At 60.5% G+C, this 19272-nt stretch carries 14 protein-coding genes; 13 read left to right on the top strand and 1 reads right to left on the bottom strand.

What is annotated here, in order from left to right; genetic code table 11:
* Positions 1-278: 278 nt before the first annotated feature.
* From DWZ22_RS01695 to DWZ22_RS01680, 4 genes are all read left to right on the top strand, one after another.
* A complete protein-coding gene (locus tag DWZ22_RS01695) occupies positions 279-6692 on the top strand; it encodes a discoidin domain-containing protein (protein WP_158573284.1) in 6414 nt (2137 codons plus the stop codon).
* Positions 6693-6909: 217 nt separating this feature from the next.
* Complete coding sequence (purE, locus tag DWZ22_RS01690) at positions 6910-7374, top strand: 5-(carboxyamino)imidazole ribonucleotide mutase (RefSeq protein WP_117776632.1); 465 nt, start codon at positions 6910-6912, stop codon at positions 7372-7374.
* Positions 7375-7409: 35 nt separating this feature from the next.
* Positions 7410-8408, top strand: coding sequence for a class B sortase (locus DWZ22_RS01685; protein WP_117646156.1), 999 nt, complete (start codon positions 7410-7412; stop codon positions 8406-8408).
* A 67-nt stretch (positions 8409-8475) separates the two neighbouring features.
* Positions 8476-8892 (top strand): molybdenum cofactor biosynthesis protein MoaE, encoded by a 417-nt coding sequence (locus DWZ22_RS01680; RefSeq protein ID WP_117564036.1) that lies wholly within the window; start codon positions 8476-8478, stop codon positions 8890-8892.
* A 90-nt stretch (positions 8893-8982) separates the two neighbouring features.
* Here DWZ22_RS01680 and DWZ22_RS01675 read toward each other — a convergent pair whose 3' ends face one another.
* Positions 8983-10212: a putative ABC transporter permease gene (locus DWZ22_RS01675; protein WP_117855488.1), complete on the bottom strand. Its 1230-nt coding sequence runs from the start codon at positions 10210-10212 to the stop codon at positions 8983-8985.
* Between the two features lie 286 nt (positions 10213-10498).
* Between DWZ22_RS01675 and purF the strand changes: the two genes are divergently transcribed.
* From purF to DWZ22_RS01630, 9 genes are all read left to right on the top strand, one after another.
* The gene (purF, locus tag DWZ22_RS01670) at positions 10499-12169 is read left to right on the top strand and encodes an amidophosphoribosyltransferase (protein ID WP_117564038.1); all 1671 of its coding nucleotides are present in this window, start codon (positions 10499-10501) and stop codon (positions 12167-12169) included.
* A gap of 157 nt (positions 12170-12326) precedes the next feature.
* Entirely contained in the window at positions 12327-13430 is a 1104-nt protein-coding gene (gene purM / locus DWZ22_RS01665; protein ID WP_117646159.1) for a phosphoribosylformylglycinamidine cyclo-ligase, read from the top strand.
* Complete coding sequence (gene purN / locus DWZ22_RS01660; protein WP_118405279.1) at positions 13420-14121, top strand: phosphoribosylglycinamide formyltransferase; 702 nt, start codon at positions 13420-13422, stop codon at positions 14119-14121. Before purM ends, purN begins: the two co-directional genes overlap by 11 nt.
* 125 nt (positions 14122-14246) lie before the next feature.
* Entirely contained in the window at positions 14247-14711 is a 465-nt protein-coding gene (locus DWZ22_RS01655; protein WP_118405278.1) for a PTS sugar transporter subunit IIA, read from the top strand.
* Between the two features lie 135 nt (positions 14712-14846).
* Complete coding sequence (locus DWZ22_RS01650; protein ID WP_118405277.1) at positions 14847-16067, top strand: peptidylprolyl isomerase; 1221 nt, start codon at positions 14847-14849, stop codon at positions 16065-16067.
* 54 nt (positions 16068-16121) lie between these two features.
* Positions 16122-16565 (top strand): GatB/YqeY domain-containing protein, encoded by a 444-nt coding sequence (locus DWZ22_RS01645; protein WP_006235801.1) that lies wholly within the window; start codon positions 16122-16124, stop codon positions 16563-16565.
* Between the two features lie 319 nt (positions 16566-16884).
* Complete coding sequence (locus DWZ22_RS01640; RefSeq protein ID WP_118405276.1) at positions 16885-17616, top strand: amino acid ABC transporter ATP-binding protein; 732 nt, start codon at positions 16885-16887, stop codon at positions 17614-17616.
* Positions 17617-17624: 8 nt separating this feature from the next.
* A complete protein-coding gene (locus DWZ22_RS01635) occupies positions 17625-18500 on the top strand; it encodes a transporter substrate-binding domain-containing protein (RefSeq protein WP_118405275.1) in 876 nt (291 codons plus the stop codon).
* A gap of 25 nt (positions 18501-18525) precedes the next feature.
* Complete coding sequence (locus DWZ22_RS01630; RefSeq protein ID WP_035136546.1) at positions 18526-19272, top strand: amino acid ABC transporter permease; 747 nt, start codon at positions 18526-18528, stop codon at positions 19270-19272.

Genomic DNA, 19272 nt, shown 5'->3' with positions numbered 1-19272 from the left:
ATTTGACTGAAGAACCAATTGGTATGGCTTATTAAGCCCACCTTGCCGTTGACGCTTATTTTGCTGCCGCTGGGAGAATTCCGAACTTGGGTGCGCAAGTGCTCCCATATGTTGATATGACCTAGTAGGTGGCTATCTGGTTACTACCAGTTGGCCCCTTGGTAACGGGTGGCCCCCATTGTGCGGAATGTACCGAACATCTCCGTTTGATACGTTTTCCCATGCTGCCGGGGGGGGGCGTCCTCGGCACCTCAGCATGTCGGAAGAAAGGAGACCAGATGCGCAGGAATTCCATTTTTACGAAACGGTGGGTGAAGGGAAGCGCGGTCCTCGTTGCCACTGCAGCGACGCTCGTGTTTGCCAATCCCCAGCAGGCGATTGCCACGCCACTCAAGGGCGTCGACTCGGCGACCGTGTCCCAGTCTGCCTCGAATGTCGTCGACATCGATTTCGCTGACGGCATCAAGGGCCGTATTACGTTCCTCGAGGACGGTATTTTCCGTTATAACGTCGACCCCAAGGGTGAGTTTTCCGAGTACGCCACGCCGCGTAGTAAGTCCCACACGGCTAAGATCCAGGCTCAGCCCGATACCTCGGACACCTACAGCAAGCCGAGTGCGACGGTTGCCGACAAGGGCGACACTATCGAGATCACCGGCGGAAAGGCGACCGTGATCCTGGACAAGGCGACTGGCAAGATGAGTATCAAGTCAGGCGACCGTGTCGTGGTTTCCGAGTCCGCGTCCCTCGACCTTGATAAGAAGGGTACCGTCCAGACGCTCGCCAAGGAGAAGTCCGAGAACTTCTTTGGCGGCGGCACCCAGAACGGACGCTTCCTGCACACCAACCAGACCATCGCCATCTCCAACACGAACAACTGGACCGATGGCGGCGTTGCCTCGCCCAACCCGTTTTATTGGACGAGTGACGGCTACGGCGTACTCCGAAACACGTTTGCAGAGGGTTCCTACGACTTCGGTTCCACGGACTCATCGACGGTCACGACTTTGCACAGCGAGAATGAGTTTGATGCCTACTACTTCGTGGCGACCAACGAGGGCGCTTCGAACGTGGCAACCGAGATGCTGCAGGACTACTACAAGGTGACCGGTAACCCGGTACTGCTGCCCGAGTACGGGTTCTACCTTGGTCATCTTAATGCCTATAACCGTGATGGCTGGTCAACGACCTCGGGTCAAAAGAAGTGGGAGACCAAGGGCAGCAAGTCCTCGAGCGAGAAGGGCGACGTTAAGTACGAGTCTGGCATGTCGACGGGCTACAAGCTCGACGGCACACTTGCGGCCGAGACGCTCAACGGTGAGGGCCCTACGGTTGATACCGAGAACATGAAAGCGACCGATTTCGACCGCCAGTTCTCTGCTCGGCAGGTTATCGATGACTACGAGGACAACGACATGCCGCTCGGCTGGTTCCTGCCGAACGACGGTTACGGCGCCGGCTATGGCCAGAACGGTTACTACAAGACCGGCGGCGTCAACTCCGACGGAGCGAGCTCGGCCGACCGTCTTAACGCTGTGCGTGCCAATGTCGACAACCTTAAGAAGTTCACCGAGTATGCCAACTCCAAGGGTGTGAGCACGGGCTTGTGGACCCAGTCCAACCTTGAGCCCGACAGCAACCCTGAGACCCCGTGGCATCTGCTTCGCGACTTCGACGCCGAGGTCAAGACGGGAGGCATCACTACCCTTAAGACCGACGTTGCCTGGGTTGGATCTGGCTACTCCTTTGGTCTTAATGGCATCAAGACAGCTTATGACACGGTGACGACCGGCGCTAACAAGCGCCCCAACATCATCACGCTCGATGGTTGGGCCGGCACGCAGCGCTTTGGTGGCATTTGGACCGGCGACCAGTATGGCGGTAACTGGGAGTACATTCGCTTCCATATCCCCACGTATATCGGTCAGAGTCTTTCGGGCAACCCCAACATCGGCTCCGACATGGATGGCATCTTTGGCGGCGACCCCATCATCTCTGCGCGTGACTACCAGTGGAAGACGTTCACGCCCTCTATGCTTGACATGGACGGTTGGGGCACCTACCGTAAATCGCCCATGACGCACGGCGATCCCTACACAGGCATCTCGCGCTTCTACCTCAAGCTCAAGGCGCAGCTCATGCCCTATATCTACACGAGCGCGGCCTCGGCGGCCAACATCGACACGGGTAACGGCGATGCCGGCCTGCCCATGATCCGCGCCATGCTGCTTTCCGACAACTCCGAGTACGCCGCAAGCACTTCGACGCAGTACCAGTATATGTTCGGTGAGAACTTCCTAGTGGCACCGGTGTATCAGGATACCCAGGCAGACGAGAACGGCAACGACATTCGCAATGGGATTTACCTCCCCAACTACGGCACCGACGAGAATCCCACCATCTGGATCGATTACTTCTCGGGTAAGCAGTATCGCGGCGGCCAGGTTCTCAACAACTACGAGGCTCCGCTTTGGAAGCTGCCGCTGTTTGTGAAGGCCAACGCTATCGTGCCGATGTACGCCGAGAACAACAACCCCGAGGCCGTGAGCGACACCAACACCAAGGGTACCGACCGCAGCCAGCGTATCGTCGAGTTCTTCGCCACCGAGGGCGACGGCACCTTTACGCAGTACGAGGACGACGGCTCCTCCATCGAGAACAACACGACTGAGGACGATTCCTACGGCACGATCGACAATATCTCCTACGGTGAGCATGTGAGCACCGTCTACAGCTCCAAGGCCGCAGGCGGCACCGCGACCTTTACCGCCGAGGCCTCGCAGGGCGGCTACAACGGCTACGACTCCAACCGCACCACGACCTTCGTGGCCAATGTGTCCGCCAAGCCCACGAGCGTTGTCGCCAAGAACGGCGGATCCGCACTCAACGTGGTTGAGGTCGACTCGCAGGAGACCTTTGACGCCGCGACCCCCGAGGCCGGCCAGGCGGTCTACTTCTACAGCGAGACCCCCAACCTCAACCACTACGGCAGCGATGCGGACGGCACCGAGGCCGAGCAGGGCGAGAGCTTTAACAACACCAAGATCACCACGAACCCCAAGGTCTACGTCAAGTTCGCGAAGACCGATGTTGCTGCAGCGGCGCAGACGCTTGAGCTGGGCGGTTTCGTGAACGCCGACGCCACGCTCACAGCCGATCGCCTCAACGAGAACCTCTCCGCACCCACGAACCTTACTGCCCCCGAGGACGCCACGACCCCAACGAGCATCAAGCTCACCTGGGGAAAGGTCGATGGTGCTACCTCCTACGACCTTAAGGTCGACGGCACTGTGTTTGCCGTGGGTGATGCGGCCGAGTTCACGCACACCGACCTCGCCTACAATAGCAAGCACACCTACCAGATTCGTTCGCGCAACGCCGAAGGTTACTCCGCCTGGAGCGATGTGCTCGAGGCGAACTCCGCACTCGATCCGTGGCGGAACGTCCCCGACGCCGAGGAAATCACCTGGGAGGGCTCACTTTACGGCAGCCATAAGGCCGAGCTCGCCTTCGACCATGAGTTCCAGTCGGGCGACGGCGGTTTCCACTCCGGTGGCAACGATCTGGGCAAGGCGCTTACCGTTGACTATGGACGCGCTTACAAGCTCGATAAGCTCGAGTACTATCCGCGCGATGACGCCGGCAACGGCACCGTGACCAAGATGCGTGTTGAGACGAGTCTCGATGGCGTCCACTGGACGAGCCAGGAGGTCGATTGGGCACGTTCCGCTGATTGTAAGACGGTAGCGTTTGACGGCACCGTGGCCGCTCGTTACGTGCGCATGACACCGCTCGCCTCGGTCGGCAATTTCTTCTCCGCGTCCGAGATTGCCATCTACAAGACCGACGGCACGGATGGCTTCGCCGTGGGCTCCAACCTCAACAAGGCCACGATCTCCGACGGAGACTACTCCAACATGAAGAACTATCTGGGCCTCGAGAATCGCGAGCCCGATACCCCGACGTTCGGTTCGCAGATCCGCGACCACTTCGCCGACCTCAACGATAACGGCGTTTACGACGTCTACGATTACTCGTTCACCATGGCGGGTCTTGACGGCGGCACTAAACAAAAGGGCAAGGTCGCAGGTTCGCTCGCGGTGATTCCGAGCAAGACCGAGGTCGAGGCCGGTGATGAGATCACCGTTGATGTCTATGCGGCCGACGCCAAGAACGTCAACGCCCTGGGTGCCCTCGTCAACTTCAAGAGCGACCAGTTCGAGTTTGTGTCCGAGAGCATCGCGCAGGACGGCTCGACTGCCGGCATGGAGAACCTGTCTCGCGAGAAGGTCCAGTTCGTGGACGGAACGCAGACTATCAATCTCGCCTTTGCCAACCGCGGCGATGGCAAGCTCTACAACGGTACTGGCGCGGTGGCGAGTTTCAAGCTCAAGGCCAAGACCGCCGGAAAGGTCGAACTGCCCTCGACATCTTGGCTTATCGGCCCGGCATGCGACGCACTTGAGTTTGCGAGCGACGGCACGGTGACGATGCCGGACGTTCCTCAGCCAACGGTCGCCGAGTACGCCCAGGATGCCTTCAACATCACGATGACCAACGATGAGCTCACGACCGACGACGGGACCAACGTCGAGAAACTTATCCAGCAGAAGAGCTATAACGCGCTGTTCGATAATAACGAGGGCGACAACGGCTTTGAGTTCCTGTGGAACTGGAGTGGCAACTGGGACAGCGAGGGTAAGCTACCGAGTTACGTGAAGCTTCCCACCACGATGACATTCGCATTTAAGACGCCGTCGAAACTCGATAGCGTCGAGGTCGTTAACCGCAACGGCGGCAACGGAACCGTACAGAAGATCAAGGCCGTCGTGACGTTCGAGGATGGCTCGATCCAAGAGTTCGCGGGCGGGGAGTACGATTCCTTCCTGGCTCGCTACGCCTTTGACCTCTCTGCCGAGAACAAGGGCAAGAAGGCGACCAAGGTCGAGGTCACGCCGCTTGAGGCATCGGGTGACCAGATGCTCACACTGCGTGAGGTCAACTTCAACTACACGCAGGGTGTCGAGGCCATCGAGGGTGTCGAGCTAGGCAAGAACCAGACCGAGTTCTTTGAAGGCGACATTACGCCCGTCGACGCCAAGGCTACGCCTGAGAGCGCTGGCTACCCCTATGTGACGGTCGAGAGCTCCGACCCCTCTGTGGTAAGCGTCTCCGCTGTTCAGGCTGGCGATAGCGTGAGCTACTACCTGCGTGCCAACAAGGCCGGCAAGGCAAAGATCACGGTGGCGTCGGTACTCGACCCCTCCAAGACCGCATCCTATGAGGTCGAGGTCAAGGCTGGTGTCGATACCTCTGCGCTCGTGGCAGCGCTTTCCAAGGCCGCGGGCTACAGCGAGTCCGTCTACACCAAGGATTCCTATGCAGCTCTCACCACTGCGGTCGAGGCGGCTCGGAAGCTCCTCGACAGCGGCCAGGGCAGCTATAGCAAGAAGGATGTCGCAGACGCCACTGCCAAGATCGAGAAGGCAATCGACGGCCTCAAGATGCGCCCTGTCGATGAGAAGATCCTCATCAACACGCCCGAGAACCGCAAGAACGTCAAGGTGGCCGACTTCTCGAGTGAGGCCGACTACGAGGGCAGCAACGCCGTCAACGCTCTCGACGGCGACGAGCGGACGCTTTGGCACAGCGACTGGGCCCATGGGACCGGTATGCCCCAGTATCTGAGTGTCGACCTGGGCCGCGACTACGATCTCACCGACGTTACATTCCTGCCGCGCCAGGACGGCGGCACTAACGGCGATATCTTCGAGGCCGAGATACTGGTCTCCGACACTGCCGACGGTTATGAGATGGGCACCGCCGCGTCGATGGGTACGTTCGCCTTCGACAACGACGGCCGCGTGCTCACCGACCGTGGCGACTGGAAGCAGATGAGCTTTGGCGCCGCGCGCGGTCGCTACGTGACCGTCAAGGTGATTCACGCCGGCGGTGGCGACGTTGATGCCTACTGCAGCATGGCGGAGCTCAAGTTCTACGGTACGGCCGTCCCCGATCCGGTGGCGAAGGATGATCTCGCTACCGCGATCGAAAAGGTTGATGCCGAGGTTGCTGCCGGCGACCTCAAGGCCGGTGACTACACCGAGGCCTCCTGGACGGCGCTCGAGAACGCCCTGGCGAGCGCCCGCGCCATCTTGAGCGATGAGGACGCCACGCAGGACGAGGTCGACCAGGCGCTCAGGGCGCTCGAGAGCGCCCGCGGCGCGCTCGAGAAGACCCCGGTGGTCCCGGTCGAGAATCCGACTAAGAAGCAGCTCAAGGCCCTGGTCAAGCAGGCGAAGGAGACTGACACCAGGGGCAAGACGGACGAGTCTGTCAAGGCCCTGACGGATGCCATTACCTACGCCGAGGACGTCTTGGGTGATGAGAATGCTTCCGACACCCAGCTCCAGGCGGCCTATGACCAGCTCAAGCTGGCCATTGAGAGCCTCAGGGATGCCGACTCCGGCAACCAGGGCGGCTCGGGCAACCAGAGTTCCGGCAATGGCTCGAACGGCGGCAACCAGGCGGGCAAGCCCGCAGGCGACAAGGCCCAGGGCAGCAAGAAGAACGGTTCGGCGATCCCCAATACCGGCGACCAGACGGCGGCGACCGTCGTGACCGTCGGTGGTCTCGGCGCCATCATCGCCGCGATCGGCGCTTTCTTCCATCGTCGCAGCAAGGCCAAGTAGCCCCAGCAACAGCTAAGCAAGCGTGCCCGCCGTCCCACCCAAGGACGGTGGGCATGCTTTTTGAATGTAGGCGGAAAGCTCCGACCCTTCGGCCTTAATCTCGCAAAGCATTCCGTCTCTCACCGAACACATCGGCATCGGTGGCTATACTTGAATTATTTGCAGTTAAGGGTCGCGGATTCGCTGCGTCACCGCTCTCAACAGGAGGTCTATGTTTATGGCAGATCAGAAGCCGGTTGTCGGGATCATCATGGGTTCCAAGTCCGATCTGGGCGTTATGGAAGGCTGCACCGCCGAGCTCGAGGCACTGGGTGTGCCCTATGAGCTCGTCATTGCGAGCGCGCACCGCACGCCGGCGAAGGTCCACGACTGGGCTTCGACTGCCGCCGATCGCGGTATCAAAGTGATTATCGCCGCCGCCGGCAAGGCCGCTCACTTGGGTGGTGTCGTGGCTGCCTTTACGCCGCTGCCGGTTATCGGCGTGCCTATGAAGACGAGTGACCTGGGCGGTATGGATTCGCTGCTGTCGATGGTGCAGATGCCTTCGGGCGTGCCCGTGGCCTGCGTTGCCATCAACGGTGCCAAGAACGCCGCCATCTATGCCACACAGATTCTGGGTGCTTGCGACCCCGAGTACCGCAAGGTTATCGAGAAGATGAAGCAGGAGATGGCTGACGCCTAAGCGTTCCGCCGTTTCACCGCAGTATAAGGAGAGCCATGTCCGATTATCAGGGAAAACGATTCAAGGCTTCTCAGATTCCCGATCCGTCGAAGCCGGGTGCTGCCCGTGCGGCACAGCAGGGTCGGACATCCTCTCCTCAGCAGCCGCGCGCGCCGCGCCCCGTGACACCGGCGACGCATCGTCGACAGGACGCGCCGGCCGCATATCGTCCTTCGTCTTATAGCTCCGCTAAGAAGCCGCCCCGGTCTTCATCGCATGCCGCGCCGTCGGATCGCACCGAGCCGCCGCGCAAAAAGCGCCACTCCATTATTCCCATTCTGCTCATCATCATCGGTATCGGTCTGATTGTCGCCGCCGCCGCTATTTTTATTAATGCCCAGATTGGCTATAAGCAGGCGAGCGATTCGTATCAGAAAATCGAGAAGCAATATGTAAGCGATAAGGACGCCAGCGGCGTGCCGATTATCGACTTTGATGCGCTTGCTCAGACGAACCCCGAGATTGTGGGTTGGATTTACGTGCCGGGAACCAACATCAACTATCCCGTGGTGCAGACCAACAACAACTCCAAATACCTCAACACGCTGTTCGATGGCACGTCTAACGCCTCGGGTGCCATCTTCTTGGATAGCGATGACACCGCGCCGGGAATGGTCGACCAGCAGACCACGATCTACGGCCACCATATGAACGATGGGTCGATGTTCAACGTGATTTCGGATACGACTGACCAGGCAACGTTCGATAGCATTGAATATGTGTACTACATCACGCGCGATGCGACGTATAAGTTGCGTCCGCTGGCGACCAAGGTGGTCGAGGACACGTATGCCAAGGCGCGCACGACCAATTTTGAGGGCGACGACGGACTCAAGAACTACCTGTCCGAGATGCTCGACGGCGCTTCTGCCGTGGCGAGTGATGCCACCGATCGTGCCGCTTCGGCAACTAAGGTTGTAACGCTTGTGACCTGTCGTTCGCTGTCGCTGAGCAACACACGCGCCGTCATGGTGCTCACGCCGGTCGAGGAATAAGTTGTTCGAGAGTAGCTAAAAAGGCCCCGTCCCAAATTGGCTACTCGACGACGGTAAGGGAGAAATGATGCTCGAGAGTGGCAAATTGATGCCTTCGATTGATGCTTGGCTGCGCGAGGCCAAGGCCGATGCTTCGGCGGCAGGCTGTGGGATGTATCTGACGCATAACGGTGTGGTGCGCGCGACGCCCAAGGCTGAGGTGCGCGGAGTCGAGACCGATGGCGTGGCGCCTGGGCATAAGGTGGGCGGCATGGTGTTTGGCTTCGATGCTCAGAAGGTGCAGGCTGCTATCGAGGCGACGCGTGCGATGCCGGGTATCGGCTATGTGCGTGTGTGGCTGGCAAGCGGCGAGCTTGCCGTAGGTGACGACATCATGCTCGTGCTCATCGGCGGGGACATTCGCCCGCACGTGGTCGATGCGCTGCAGGCGCTCGTTGGCACCATTAAGAACGAATGCGTGAGTGAGGTCGAGCGCGAGGCGTAGAGGCTTGCGTCGATAGAAGGATCGTTTATAAAAATGCCCACCGGTACGTGTGATACCGGCGGGCATTTTGCGTTTTGGGCGCGGTGGGCGCTACACGCGCGTCGCATCCTTGGGGCTCATGGTCATGCTCTGGAAGCGGTTTTCCATGTACTCGTTATCGAAGTGCTCTCCGTAGAACTGTGCGACGGGAATGTCCGGCTCCGTGTCGTTAACGCGCTGGTACCAGTAGTCGAGCGACTGCAGCGTCATGACGCCGTCGACCAGCATGATAACGGTAAAGATGACGGTGGCCGAGTAGCGGCTCTTCCAGGGGATCTTGTTGATAAGCTTAAGCAGCCTCGGCAGCAGCAGCTTGATCCAGATGAGGCCGCCCAGGCCCCACAGGCAGGCGAAGCCCGTGCAGGTGCGTCCGCCCGTGAGGACCACGAGCGGATCGGGCAAACCGAACAGCGTTATGTGCGAGTAGCTCCACGAGACCACGCCAAACGCGGTCTGCATAAACCAGCCCACGAACACCTCAAAGCTGGCGCCGAGCAGGGCGCTCACCAGGAAAATGATGATGGGGTTCTTTTTGTAGAAGCGGTTAAGCACCATGGTCATGAGCACGGCGCCAAATCCGTAGATGGGGCTGAAGGGGCCAAACAGCATGCCGGCGCGGTTCTGATAGACGCCCGGGTCGTCGACCGTCATGTGCCAGATGTCCTCGGCGATCAGGCCGAGTATGCAGCAGACAAAGAACACCCAGAACAGGTTGAAGTAGTTGAGCTTGATGTAGCCCTCGCCGGTTTCATCGCGGCCGAGCATGCCCTCGGCGGCGGCGTCGCGGTCGAGCATCTCCTGCAGGCGGCGCTGCAGTTCGCGCTCCTGACGCAGCGTGGGGTCGACGGTTGCCGAAAGTGCAACAAGGATGCCGAGCTGGATCGCGGGACGCAGCAGGAAGGGCCCGATGCCCTGGAGCATCACGTCGACCAAAAGCTCGACGACGGTGAATGCAATAAGGATGTAGGACAGGCGGGCGGCGTTGCGGCGCTGGTTTTTGATAAGGTCCAGGCCAAAGATGATTAAGATGACGGCACTTGCCGCAGAGAGCATGATGCCGGCGACGATAAGGCCGACTGCGACGAGCGTGTTGTCGCCGAGCTTTTCGGTGGCGTTGCCGTTAACAAGTGCCGTGATGACCTGCCACATAAAGGCAGCGACCGACGGGAGCGTGCCCACGCCGGAAAGGATGCACAGGACGGCGTACACCTTAATGATGAGGGGAATCTTCTTGACCTCTGTGGCGCTGGGGACGCTGGGGTCGAGTTCGTTTCGATCCATACAGAACCTTTCTCGCTTTGTTGTAGGTTATAAGGATACGCCGCCGACCTGCCAAAAGACAGGGCGAACGTCCCAATTGCAACTTTGTAATCCCCAACGGCGGACGCGGCGGCCATCTGGGGGCGCGGGCACTTACACTGGACAGACCGATAAAATGTTTGGCAACAAAACTGATTATTAGCTCGGTGGGCTTTTAAAAAGCGCTGCTCATGCGCTGGGGAGCACGTCGCGCCGTGCGTATAATAAGGCGGGTAACGCCAAAAATACGAGGCTCTGAGGGGATACCATGTCTCAAGAAACCATCCGCGCGGCCGAGCGTGCCGCGGGACAGGTGAACACCATGTCGACGTATGATCCGGACTCCGACCAGCTGCATGAGGAATGTGGCATTTTCGGCGTATGGGCGCCCGATCGCGACGTGGCTCGACTGACGTACTTTGGCCTGCGTGCGCTGCAGCACCGTGGCCAGGAATCGGCTGGAATCGCCGTGGGTGACGGCGGCACGGTTATGGTCCGCAAAGATCTGGGCCTGCTCGACCGCGTGTTCTCCAACGCCGACCTGTCGACGCTCTCCGGCCAGCTGGCCGTGGGTCATGTGCGCTACGGCACTGCCGGCGCCAAGAGCTGGGAAGCCTCTCAGCCGCACCTCTCTACCATCAATAGCGTCATTATCGCGCTCGCGCACAACGGCACCCTCGTCAACACCGACGAGCTGCGCCGTCAGCTGATCGAGCTGGGCGTGCCGTTCCTCTCCAATTCGGATTCCGAGGTCGCGACCAAGCTTATCGGCTACTTTACCCAGCGTACGGGCCACCTGCGCGAGGGTATTCGCAAGACCATGGAGCTCGTGCGCGGCGGCTACGCCATGACGCTCATCAACGAGCAGGCGCTCTACGCATTCCGCGATCCACACGGCATTCGCCCGCTCGTGCTGGGCAAGCTGGTGGACGAGGGTCTGGACCAGGCCGATGCCGCAGCCGTTTCGCAGCTGCCGTCGCAGGACGGCGCCGCGACGGTCGACTCCGCCGTCCGTGTCACGCGCGCCGGCGGCTGGGTCGTTGCTTCCGAGACCTGCGCACTCGACATCGTGGGTGCCGAGTACGTCCGTGACGTCCGTCCCGGCGAGATCTTGCGCATCAGCGCCGAGGGCCTGGTATCCGAGCAGGGCGTGCCTGCAGCCGAAGAGCCCGCCAACTGCATCTTTGAGCAGGTCTACTTTGCCCGCCCCGACTCCATCATGAACGGCAAGAGCGTCTATGCCTGCCGTTACGACATGGGTCGTCAGCTGGCACATGAGGAGCCTGTCGAGGCCGACCTGGTCATCGGCGTGCCCGACTCCGGCCTGCCGCCTGCGGAGGGGTATTCGCACGAGAGCGGTATTCCCTTTGGCGAGGGCCTTATCAAGAACCGCTACGTGGGCCGTACGTTTATCGAGCCTACGCAGGAGTTGCGCGCCATGGGCGTGCGCATGAAGCTCAACCCGCTGCGCGACAACATCGAGGGCAAGCGCCTGGTCGTCATCGACGACTCCATCGTGCGCGGCACCACCATGGTGCAGCTCGTCAAGATGCTGCGCAACGCCGGCGCCAAGGAGATTCATATCCGCATCAACTCGCCCGAGGTCATCTGGCCGTGCTTCTACGGTATCGATACCGACGTGCAGTCGCAGCTTATCAGCGCCAACAAGACGGTCGACGAGATTTGCGAGTATATCGGCGCCGATTCGCTGGCCTTCCTTTCGGTCGAGGGCCTGCTTAAGGTCATGCCCAAGGGCGGTTACTGCGATGCGTGCTTTACCGGCCGCTACCCCGTGGCGATTCCCGAGAGCTTTGGCCGCGACAAGTTTATGGAGGGCTTTAAGCCCCGCAACCTGGACAAGCCGCTGCACTTTGACGACGACGCCGTGATCGAGAAATACGACGACCGCAGCTGGGAAGAGGAGCACGGCGAGGCATAAAACCTGCCATATGGGGACAGGTTTATTTTGGTAGGTTTTACCTGCTGTTTTGTTGATATGACGGCGCGTGCTGTTATGGCGCGCGCCGAAATGAACGCAACTATGAGCACCGTTTGGCGCCCGTGCGGCGCCACGGTAGTGGGAGAGGAAGGCTCAGATGAGCGACAGCAAGCATGTGACGTACGAGGACGCCGGCGTCGACACCGCCGAGGGCGGTCGCGCCGTCGACGCGATTAAGCAGATGGTCAAGGACACTAACCGTTCCGAGGTTATCGGTGGCATCGGCGGCTTTGGCGGCCTGTTCTCGGCCGCCGCGCTCAAGGATATGGAAGACCCGATCCTGATTAGCGGTACCGACGGCGTGGGCACCAAGCTCGTGCTCGCCCAGATCATGGACCGTCACGAGACGGTTGGCCAGGACCTGGTCGCTATGTGCGTCAACGATATTCTGGCTTCGGGCGCCGAGCCGCTGTTCTTCCTGGACTACGTTGCCATCGGTCACATCGAGGCCGAGCACATGGCAAAGATTATCAAGGGTGTGGCCGACGGCTGCAAGCTCGCGGGCTGCGCGCTCGTGGGCGGTGAGATGGCCGAGCACCCGGGCGTCATGGCTCCTGCCGACTACGACCTTGCCGGATTTACCGTGGGCGTCGTCGACCGTCCCAAGATGCTCGACCCCGCAAACGTCCGCCCGGGCGATGTGATCCTGGGCCTGCCTTCCACCGGCGTGCACTCCAACGGCTACTCGCTCGTGCGTAAGGTCATTGGCGTCGACGGCGTTAAGCCGGGCACGCCCGAGGCCGTCGCTAAGGCCGAGGAGCTGAGCCGTCCGCTCGAGGAGCTCGGCGGTGCATCGCTGGCAGACGCTCTGTTGGCCCCCACGCGCATCTACGTCAAGCCGATCCTGGAGCTGCTGCGCGGCGGCGCCAACGTGCACGCCATCGCCCACATCACTGGCGGCGGTATTACCGAGAACCTCAACCGCGCGCTCGCCGACGACGTCGACGCCGTGGTCACCCGCAACGGCGCCGAGATGGGATGGGACGTTCCGCCCGTCATTACTTACGTGTCGCGTCAGGCCGAGCTCGCGCCCAACGAGGCATGCAAGACCTTCAACATGGGCGTCGGCCTGTGCCTGATCGTCGCCCCCGAGGACGAGGCCGCCGTGACCGAGGCCCTGGTCGCGCTGGGCGAGAAGCCGTTCCGCGTGGGCGAGTGCGTCGAGGGTTCCGGTAAGGTCGTGTACTCCGATGAGCGCTAACGAGCAGATGGCTGCTGGTGAGGGCCTGGGCTATGTGCCCTACACCCGTCCGACCGGCACTGATACGGCTGAGCCGCTCAAGATTGGCGTGCTCATCAGCGGTTCTGGTACCAACCTGCAGGCGCTGATCGACCTGATCGCTGCCGGCAAGCTCAACGCTTCGATTGAGCTCGTGGTGTCGAGCCGTCCTTCGGCCAAGGGGTTGCAGCGTGCCGAGCGTGCGGGTATCCAGACGCTGACGCTGTCCAAGGATGTCTATGCCGACCCCATCGCCGCCGACGAGATCATCGCGCACGAGCTGCTCGAGCGCGGCTGCGAGTATGTGGTCATGGCCGGCTACATGCGCATGGTGCACACGCCGCTGCTGGCGGCGTTTCCCAACCGCGTGGTGAACCTGCATCCGGCGCTGCTGCCGAGCTTTACCGGCGCGCATGCGATCGACGATGCCTTTGCGCGCGGCGTCAAGGTGACCGGCGTGACCGTGCACTTTGCCAACGAGGTCTACGACAACGGCCCCATCATCGCCCAGCGCGCGCTGGCTGTCGAGGAGGGCTGGGATGTCGACACGCTCGAGGAACACATCCACGCGATTGAGCACGTACTGTATCCCGAGGTCGTGCAGATGCTCGCCGACGGCCGCGTCCACGTGCTGGAGAGCGGCAAGGTCGCAATTGATGCGCCCCGCGGCTAGCGGCGCACAGTACAATTTAGTTGAGTGGTCAGGGTGGTCATTGGCGCCAAGGCGCGCGTGGCCACCTTTTGTTTTGGGTAGTCATCGGGGACGTTCTTGAATGACTAGGTGAGAGAGGTGAGCGCATGGCGGATAACGAAGCGCTGTTTGCGCCTGAGCTGGTGTTTTTTGATTGGGAGTGTGCGACGCCGGATGAGGTGTTCGCGCGGCTTGAGGGCGAGCTTGTACCGCGTGGCTACATTGCCGACGGTTGGTTCGACGCCGTTCGCACGCGCGAGGATGCCTATCCCACGGGTCTTGCCATGCCGGCGGCAAACATTGCCATTCCGCATACCGATCCGGGGTTTGTGGCCAAGCCCTATATCGCGGTGGTGAAGCCCGCCGCGCCCGTGACATTTAACGCTATGGCTGGCATGGGCGCTCCGGTGCCGGCGCAGATCGTCATCAATCTGGGCATCGCCGAGCCGGGCGGCCAGGTCGAGGCCCTGCAGGCGCTCATGAACGTCTTTATGGACGCCGATGCCGCAGCCGACGTGCTCGGCCAGACCACGTCCCAGGGCATGGTCGACGCCATCCGCCGTCACTTCTAAGGTGCCGGCTGCCAGAGCTGTCCCCTTTGCACCAAAATGGTGCAGATTAACCTGTCCCCAATGCACCAAGCGTGCCGCGGGGGCTGCGTTGTGACACAATGGCGTTTGTTCGATTCGTTATGCGAAAGGCCAACTATGGCAAATAAGAAAAAGAACCCCGCACCCGAGCCGACGCCCGAGCAGCAGGCTCGCGCCGCCTCCAGCTCTCGCAAGAAGCAGCGCAAGACCCGCGTGTCCAAGACCGTCAAGATCGTTCTGGTGGTCATCGGCGTGCTGGCAATGCTGCTTTCCGTCTCGGCCATGGCGTGCTCCGGCCTGATGTCGCAGGCAGAGGATACCTCGGGCTACAAGCTTACCGGCGGTGTAGCTGCCACTATCAACGGCACCAACCTCACCGAGGACACCGTGACCAAGCAGATCATGAGCATGCGCACGTCCTACGGCTACACCAAGGACAAGGACTGGGCGCAGTACCTGGTCGACAACGACCTCACGCCCAAGAAGTACCGCAAGCAACTCATCGACTCCTACACGCAGCAGATTCTGCTTCAACAGGCACAGAAGGAGAACGGCGTGACGGTGTCGGACGAGGAGGTCGAGAAGGCTTGGAAGGACGCATGCAAGAGCGCGGGCGGTGCCAAGGCCTTTAAGAAGACCCTCAAGACCTACGGCTATACCGAGGACACCTACAAGGACTCGCTCAAGGAGAGCCTGGCGCAGCAAAAGCTTAAGGATGCCGTCGCGCCCACGAGCAAGCCCAAGGACAGCGAGATTGTCGCTTACATCAACGAAAACCTGTCCAGCTACAACGACGCCCGTCGCTCGTCGAACATCCTGATCAAGGTCGATTCTGACGCTTCCGACGAGGACAAGGCCGCCGCCAAGGCCAAGGCACAGGAGTGCCTGGACAAGATCAACTCCGGTGAGCTGAGCTTTGAGGACGCCGTTGAACAGTACTCCGAGGACACCGGTTCCAAGGAGAAGAAGGGCGATGTGGGCTGGGATAAGCTCACCACCTTTGTCGACAGCTACCAGACGGCGCTCGAGGGGCTCAACAAGGGCGACGTGAGCGAAGTCGTCGAGTCGACGTACGGTTACCACGTCATCAAGTGCACCGACTACTTCCATGTCGATAATCAGGTTGATGACATCAACCAGGTGCCCAAGGCCATCAAAAAGTACGTCTCCAACGTGGTGAAGACGCAAGCGGCCAGCACCGCGTACAGCGAGTGGCTGGAGCAGTACAAGAAGGATGCCGACATCACCGTCAACCCCATGCCCAAGGACGTGCCGTACAACGTCAGCCTGAAGGGCGTCACCAAGAGTTCGACCGACAATTCGTCGACGACTGAGTAATCATGGGATGGCGCTCGCGTGAGTGCCGCCCACACTATTGAGGAGGATTTGCAGATGACCAACGAAGAGCTGCAGAAGGAAATGATCGCGGCCATGAAGGCTAAGGACAAGGTTCGCCTGTCCATCATTCGCCAGGTCAAGGCCGAGGTGAAGAATATCGAGGTTAACGAGCGCCGCGATGTGACCGAGGAAGACGTCAACAGCATGATCAAGCGTCTGATTAAGCAGACGAGCGAGACGCTGGAGATGTCCATCAAGGCCGGCACCGACCAAGAGCGTACCGACAACCTGACCGAGCAGGTCAAGATTCTGGAGAGCCTTCTGCCCGCGCAGGTTTCGGGCGAGGAGCTCGAGGCCCTGATCGAGCAGGTCATCGCCGAGCTGGGCGCCACGTCCAAGAAGCAGATGGGCCAGGTCATGGGCGCTCTGGGTAAGGCCACTGGCGGCAACTTCGATAAGCCGGCAGCAGCAAAGATCGTTGGAGCAAAGCTGGCGTAATTTGTTGCGCGGTTTTACCAAACCGCGCAACGGCTCGACGCTGCAAACCCGTACACGCGGCAATCTGATGTTCAATTTCAAGGGCGCGACCATAAGGTCTGCGCCCTTTCATTTCACGTCACCTTGCTCGCGTGTACGGGTTTTCGCTGACTTATGCTCAACAAGGGCGGTTGGGCGCTCACTGGGGACAGACTTAAATGAGTGCCCAATGAGTGGGCGGAAGGTTGCGGGTTCTTTACGGGGATGTAGTGTGGGCTGCGGAAACGTGGTTCTTTCCGTACAATAGTTCAACTCGTGTAAACGCAGGGAAGGGACATCCATGGCAGACATGATCGAGATCAAGCATCTCAACAAGTACTTTGGCGACCTGCATGTGCTCAAAGATATCAACCTCACCGTCAAGCGCGGCGAGAAGCTCGTAATGATCGGGCCTTCCGGCTCGGGCAAGTCGACACTCATCCGTTGCGTCGATTATCTGGAGGAGCCCACGTCGGGCGAGGTCATCATCGACGGTACGCCGCTCACCAAAAAGAATCACCTGGAGATGGCCCGCAAGTATAGCTCCATGGTGTTTCAGCAGTTCAACCTGTATCCCAACATGACGGTGCTCGGTAACCTGACGCTCGCGCCCATCAAGCTGCAAAAGAAGAACAAGGAGGAGGCGACCGAGATCGCCATCGCCGCACTCAAGCGCGTCGGCATGGCGCATAAGGCCGGCGAGTATCCGCAGAATCTCTCGGGCGGTCAGCAGCAGCGCATCGCCATCGCTCGTGCCCTGTGCACCAAGCAGCCCATCATCCTGTTTGACGAGCCGACCTCGGCGCTCGACCCCGAGATGGTCCAGGAGGTTCTGGACGTTATGATTGAGCTCGCGCAGGAGGACATCACCATGATCTGCGTGACGCACGAGATGGGCTTTGCGCGCCAGGTGGCCGACCGCGTCATCTTTATGGAGGACGGCCGCATTCTGGAGGAGGGCACGCCCGAGCACTTCTTCGATAACCCCGAGAACCCGCGCTGTCGCGAGTTCCTGTCCAAGATTCTGCACTAGGCGCGGTGATGGACATGACGGATATGACGAGGGCGGCCGTGTCGCGCCTTCACTTTTTGCAGCTGGCTGGCGCCGGCATGCTTGCGCTGACGGGGACCGCGCTTGCCGGTTGCGGCAACTCCACCAGCGGCGAGGGTTCCGACAAGGGATCCAAGCTTGCGGCCATTAAGTCGCGTGGCCATCTGAATGCCGGCGTTAAGAAAGACGTTCCCGGCTACGGCTATTACGACACCGCCAAGGGTCGCTTTGAGGGCATGGAAGTCGATTTGTGCTACCAGATCGCCGCTGCCGTCTTTGGCGTGAGCTACAAGGAGGCCCGCGCCCAGGAGCTGGTCGAGTTTACCGACGTAACGCCCAAGACGCGCGGCCCGCTGATCGATAACGGCCAACTCGACGTGGTCGCGGCGACCTACACCATCACCGACGAGCGCAAGAAGAGCTGGGATTTCTCGACGCCGTACCGCACCGACTACGTGGGACTCATGGTCAAGAAGCGTTCGGGCTTTACCTCGATTGAGGACCTGGACGGCAAGGTCATCGGCGTGAGCCAGGGTGCCACCACGCAGGGCCTGATCGAGCAGATGATCAAGGAAAACGGCTTTAGCTGCAAGCCCGAGTTTAGGGCCTTTAGCGGCTACCCCATCATCAAGAGTTCGCTCGACGCCGGCAATATCGACGTCTTTGCCATGGACCGCTCCACGCTGGCCGGTTACATGAACGAGACCGTTGAGCTGCTGCAGCCCGAGGTCAAGTTTGGCGAGCAGGGCTACGGCGTGGCGACCAAGAAGGGCTGCGACCTTTCGGCCGTGGTCGATCAGGTGATTTGCGATCGCCTGGCCGACGGCTGGCTCGACCAAGAGGTCAAGACCTGGGGTCTTGTATAGGCGCATCGTCCAAGGAAGGAATCAAATGCTCGAAGGATTATTTGACGCCGACCGTTGGTCGACGACATTTCAAAACATGGGGCCCTTCTGGGAGGGCTTTGGCGTGACGCTACAGGTGGTCGTTGCCGGTCTGCTGCTGTCGCTGGTGCTGGGCACGCTGCTGGGCGTGTTCTCTACCACTCGTTCGCGCGTGCTGCGCGCCATCAGCCGCGTGTACGTGGAGTTTTACCAGAACACCCCGTTGCCCGTGCAGGTGCTCTTTATGTACATGGCCGGCCCGCAGTTTTTGCAGGCCATAACCGGTGCCGACCAGCCGGTGCGCATCGCGCCGTTCGTGCTGGGCTTCTTAGGCGTGGGTCTGTATCACGCGGCCTACATTTCGGAGGTCATCCGCACCGGTATCGAGGCGGTTCCGCGCGGTCAGATGGAGGCGGCCCAGAGCCAGGGCTTCACCCGTGCGCAGGCGTACTGGTACATCGTGCTGCCCCAGACATTCAAGATCATTCTGCCGCCGCTGTGTAACCAGGCGCTCAACCTGGTCAAGAACACGTCGGTGCTGGCGCTTGTGGCCGGCGGCGACCTTATGTACCGTTCCGACAACTTTGTGAGTCTGTACGGTTACCTGCAGGGATACATCGTCTGCTGCCTTATGTACTTCATCATCTGCTTTCCGCTCGCCATGCTGGTGCAGTGGCTCGAGCGCCGCTCCAAGGAGCGTCCGCGCGGCGTGAGCCTGGCCGAGCTGGGGCTCGACAACGTAGAGGAGGCCTAG

Source organism: Collinsella sp. AF31-11 (assembly GCF_003475605.1).
Lineage (GTDB): Bacteria > Actinomycetota > Coriobacteriia > Coriobacteriales > Coriobacteriaceae > Collinsella.
The sequence above is the reverse complement of the archived record's forward strand: the minus strand, read 5'-3'. Positions and strand labels throughout refer to the sequence as shown.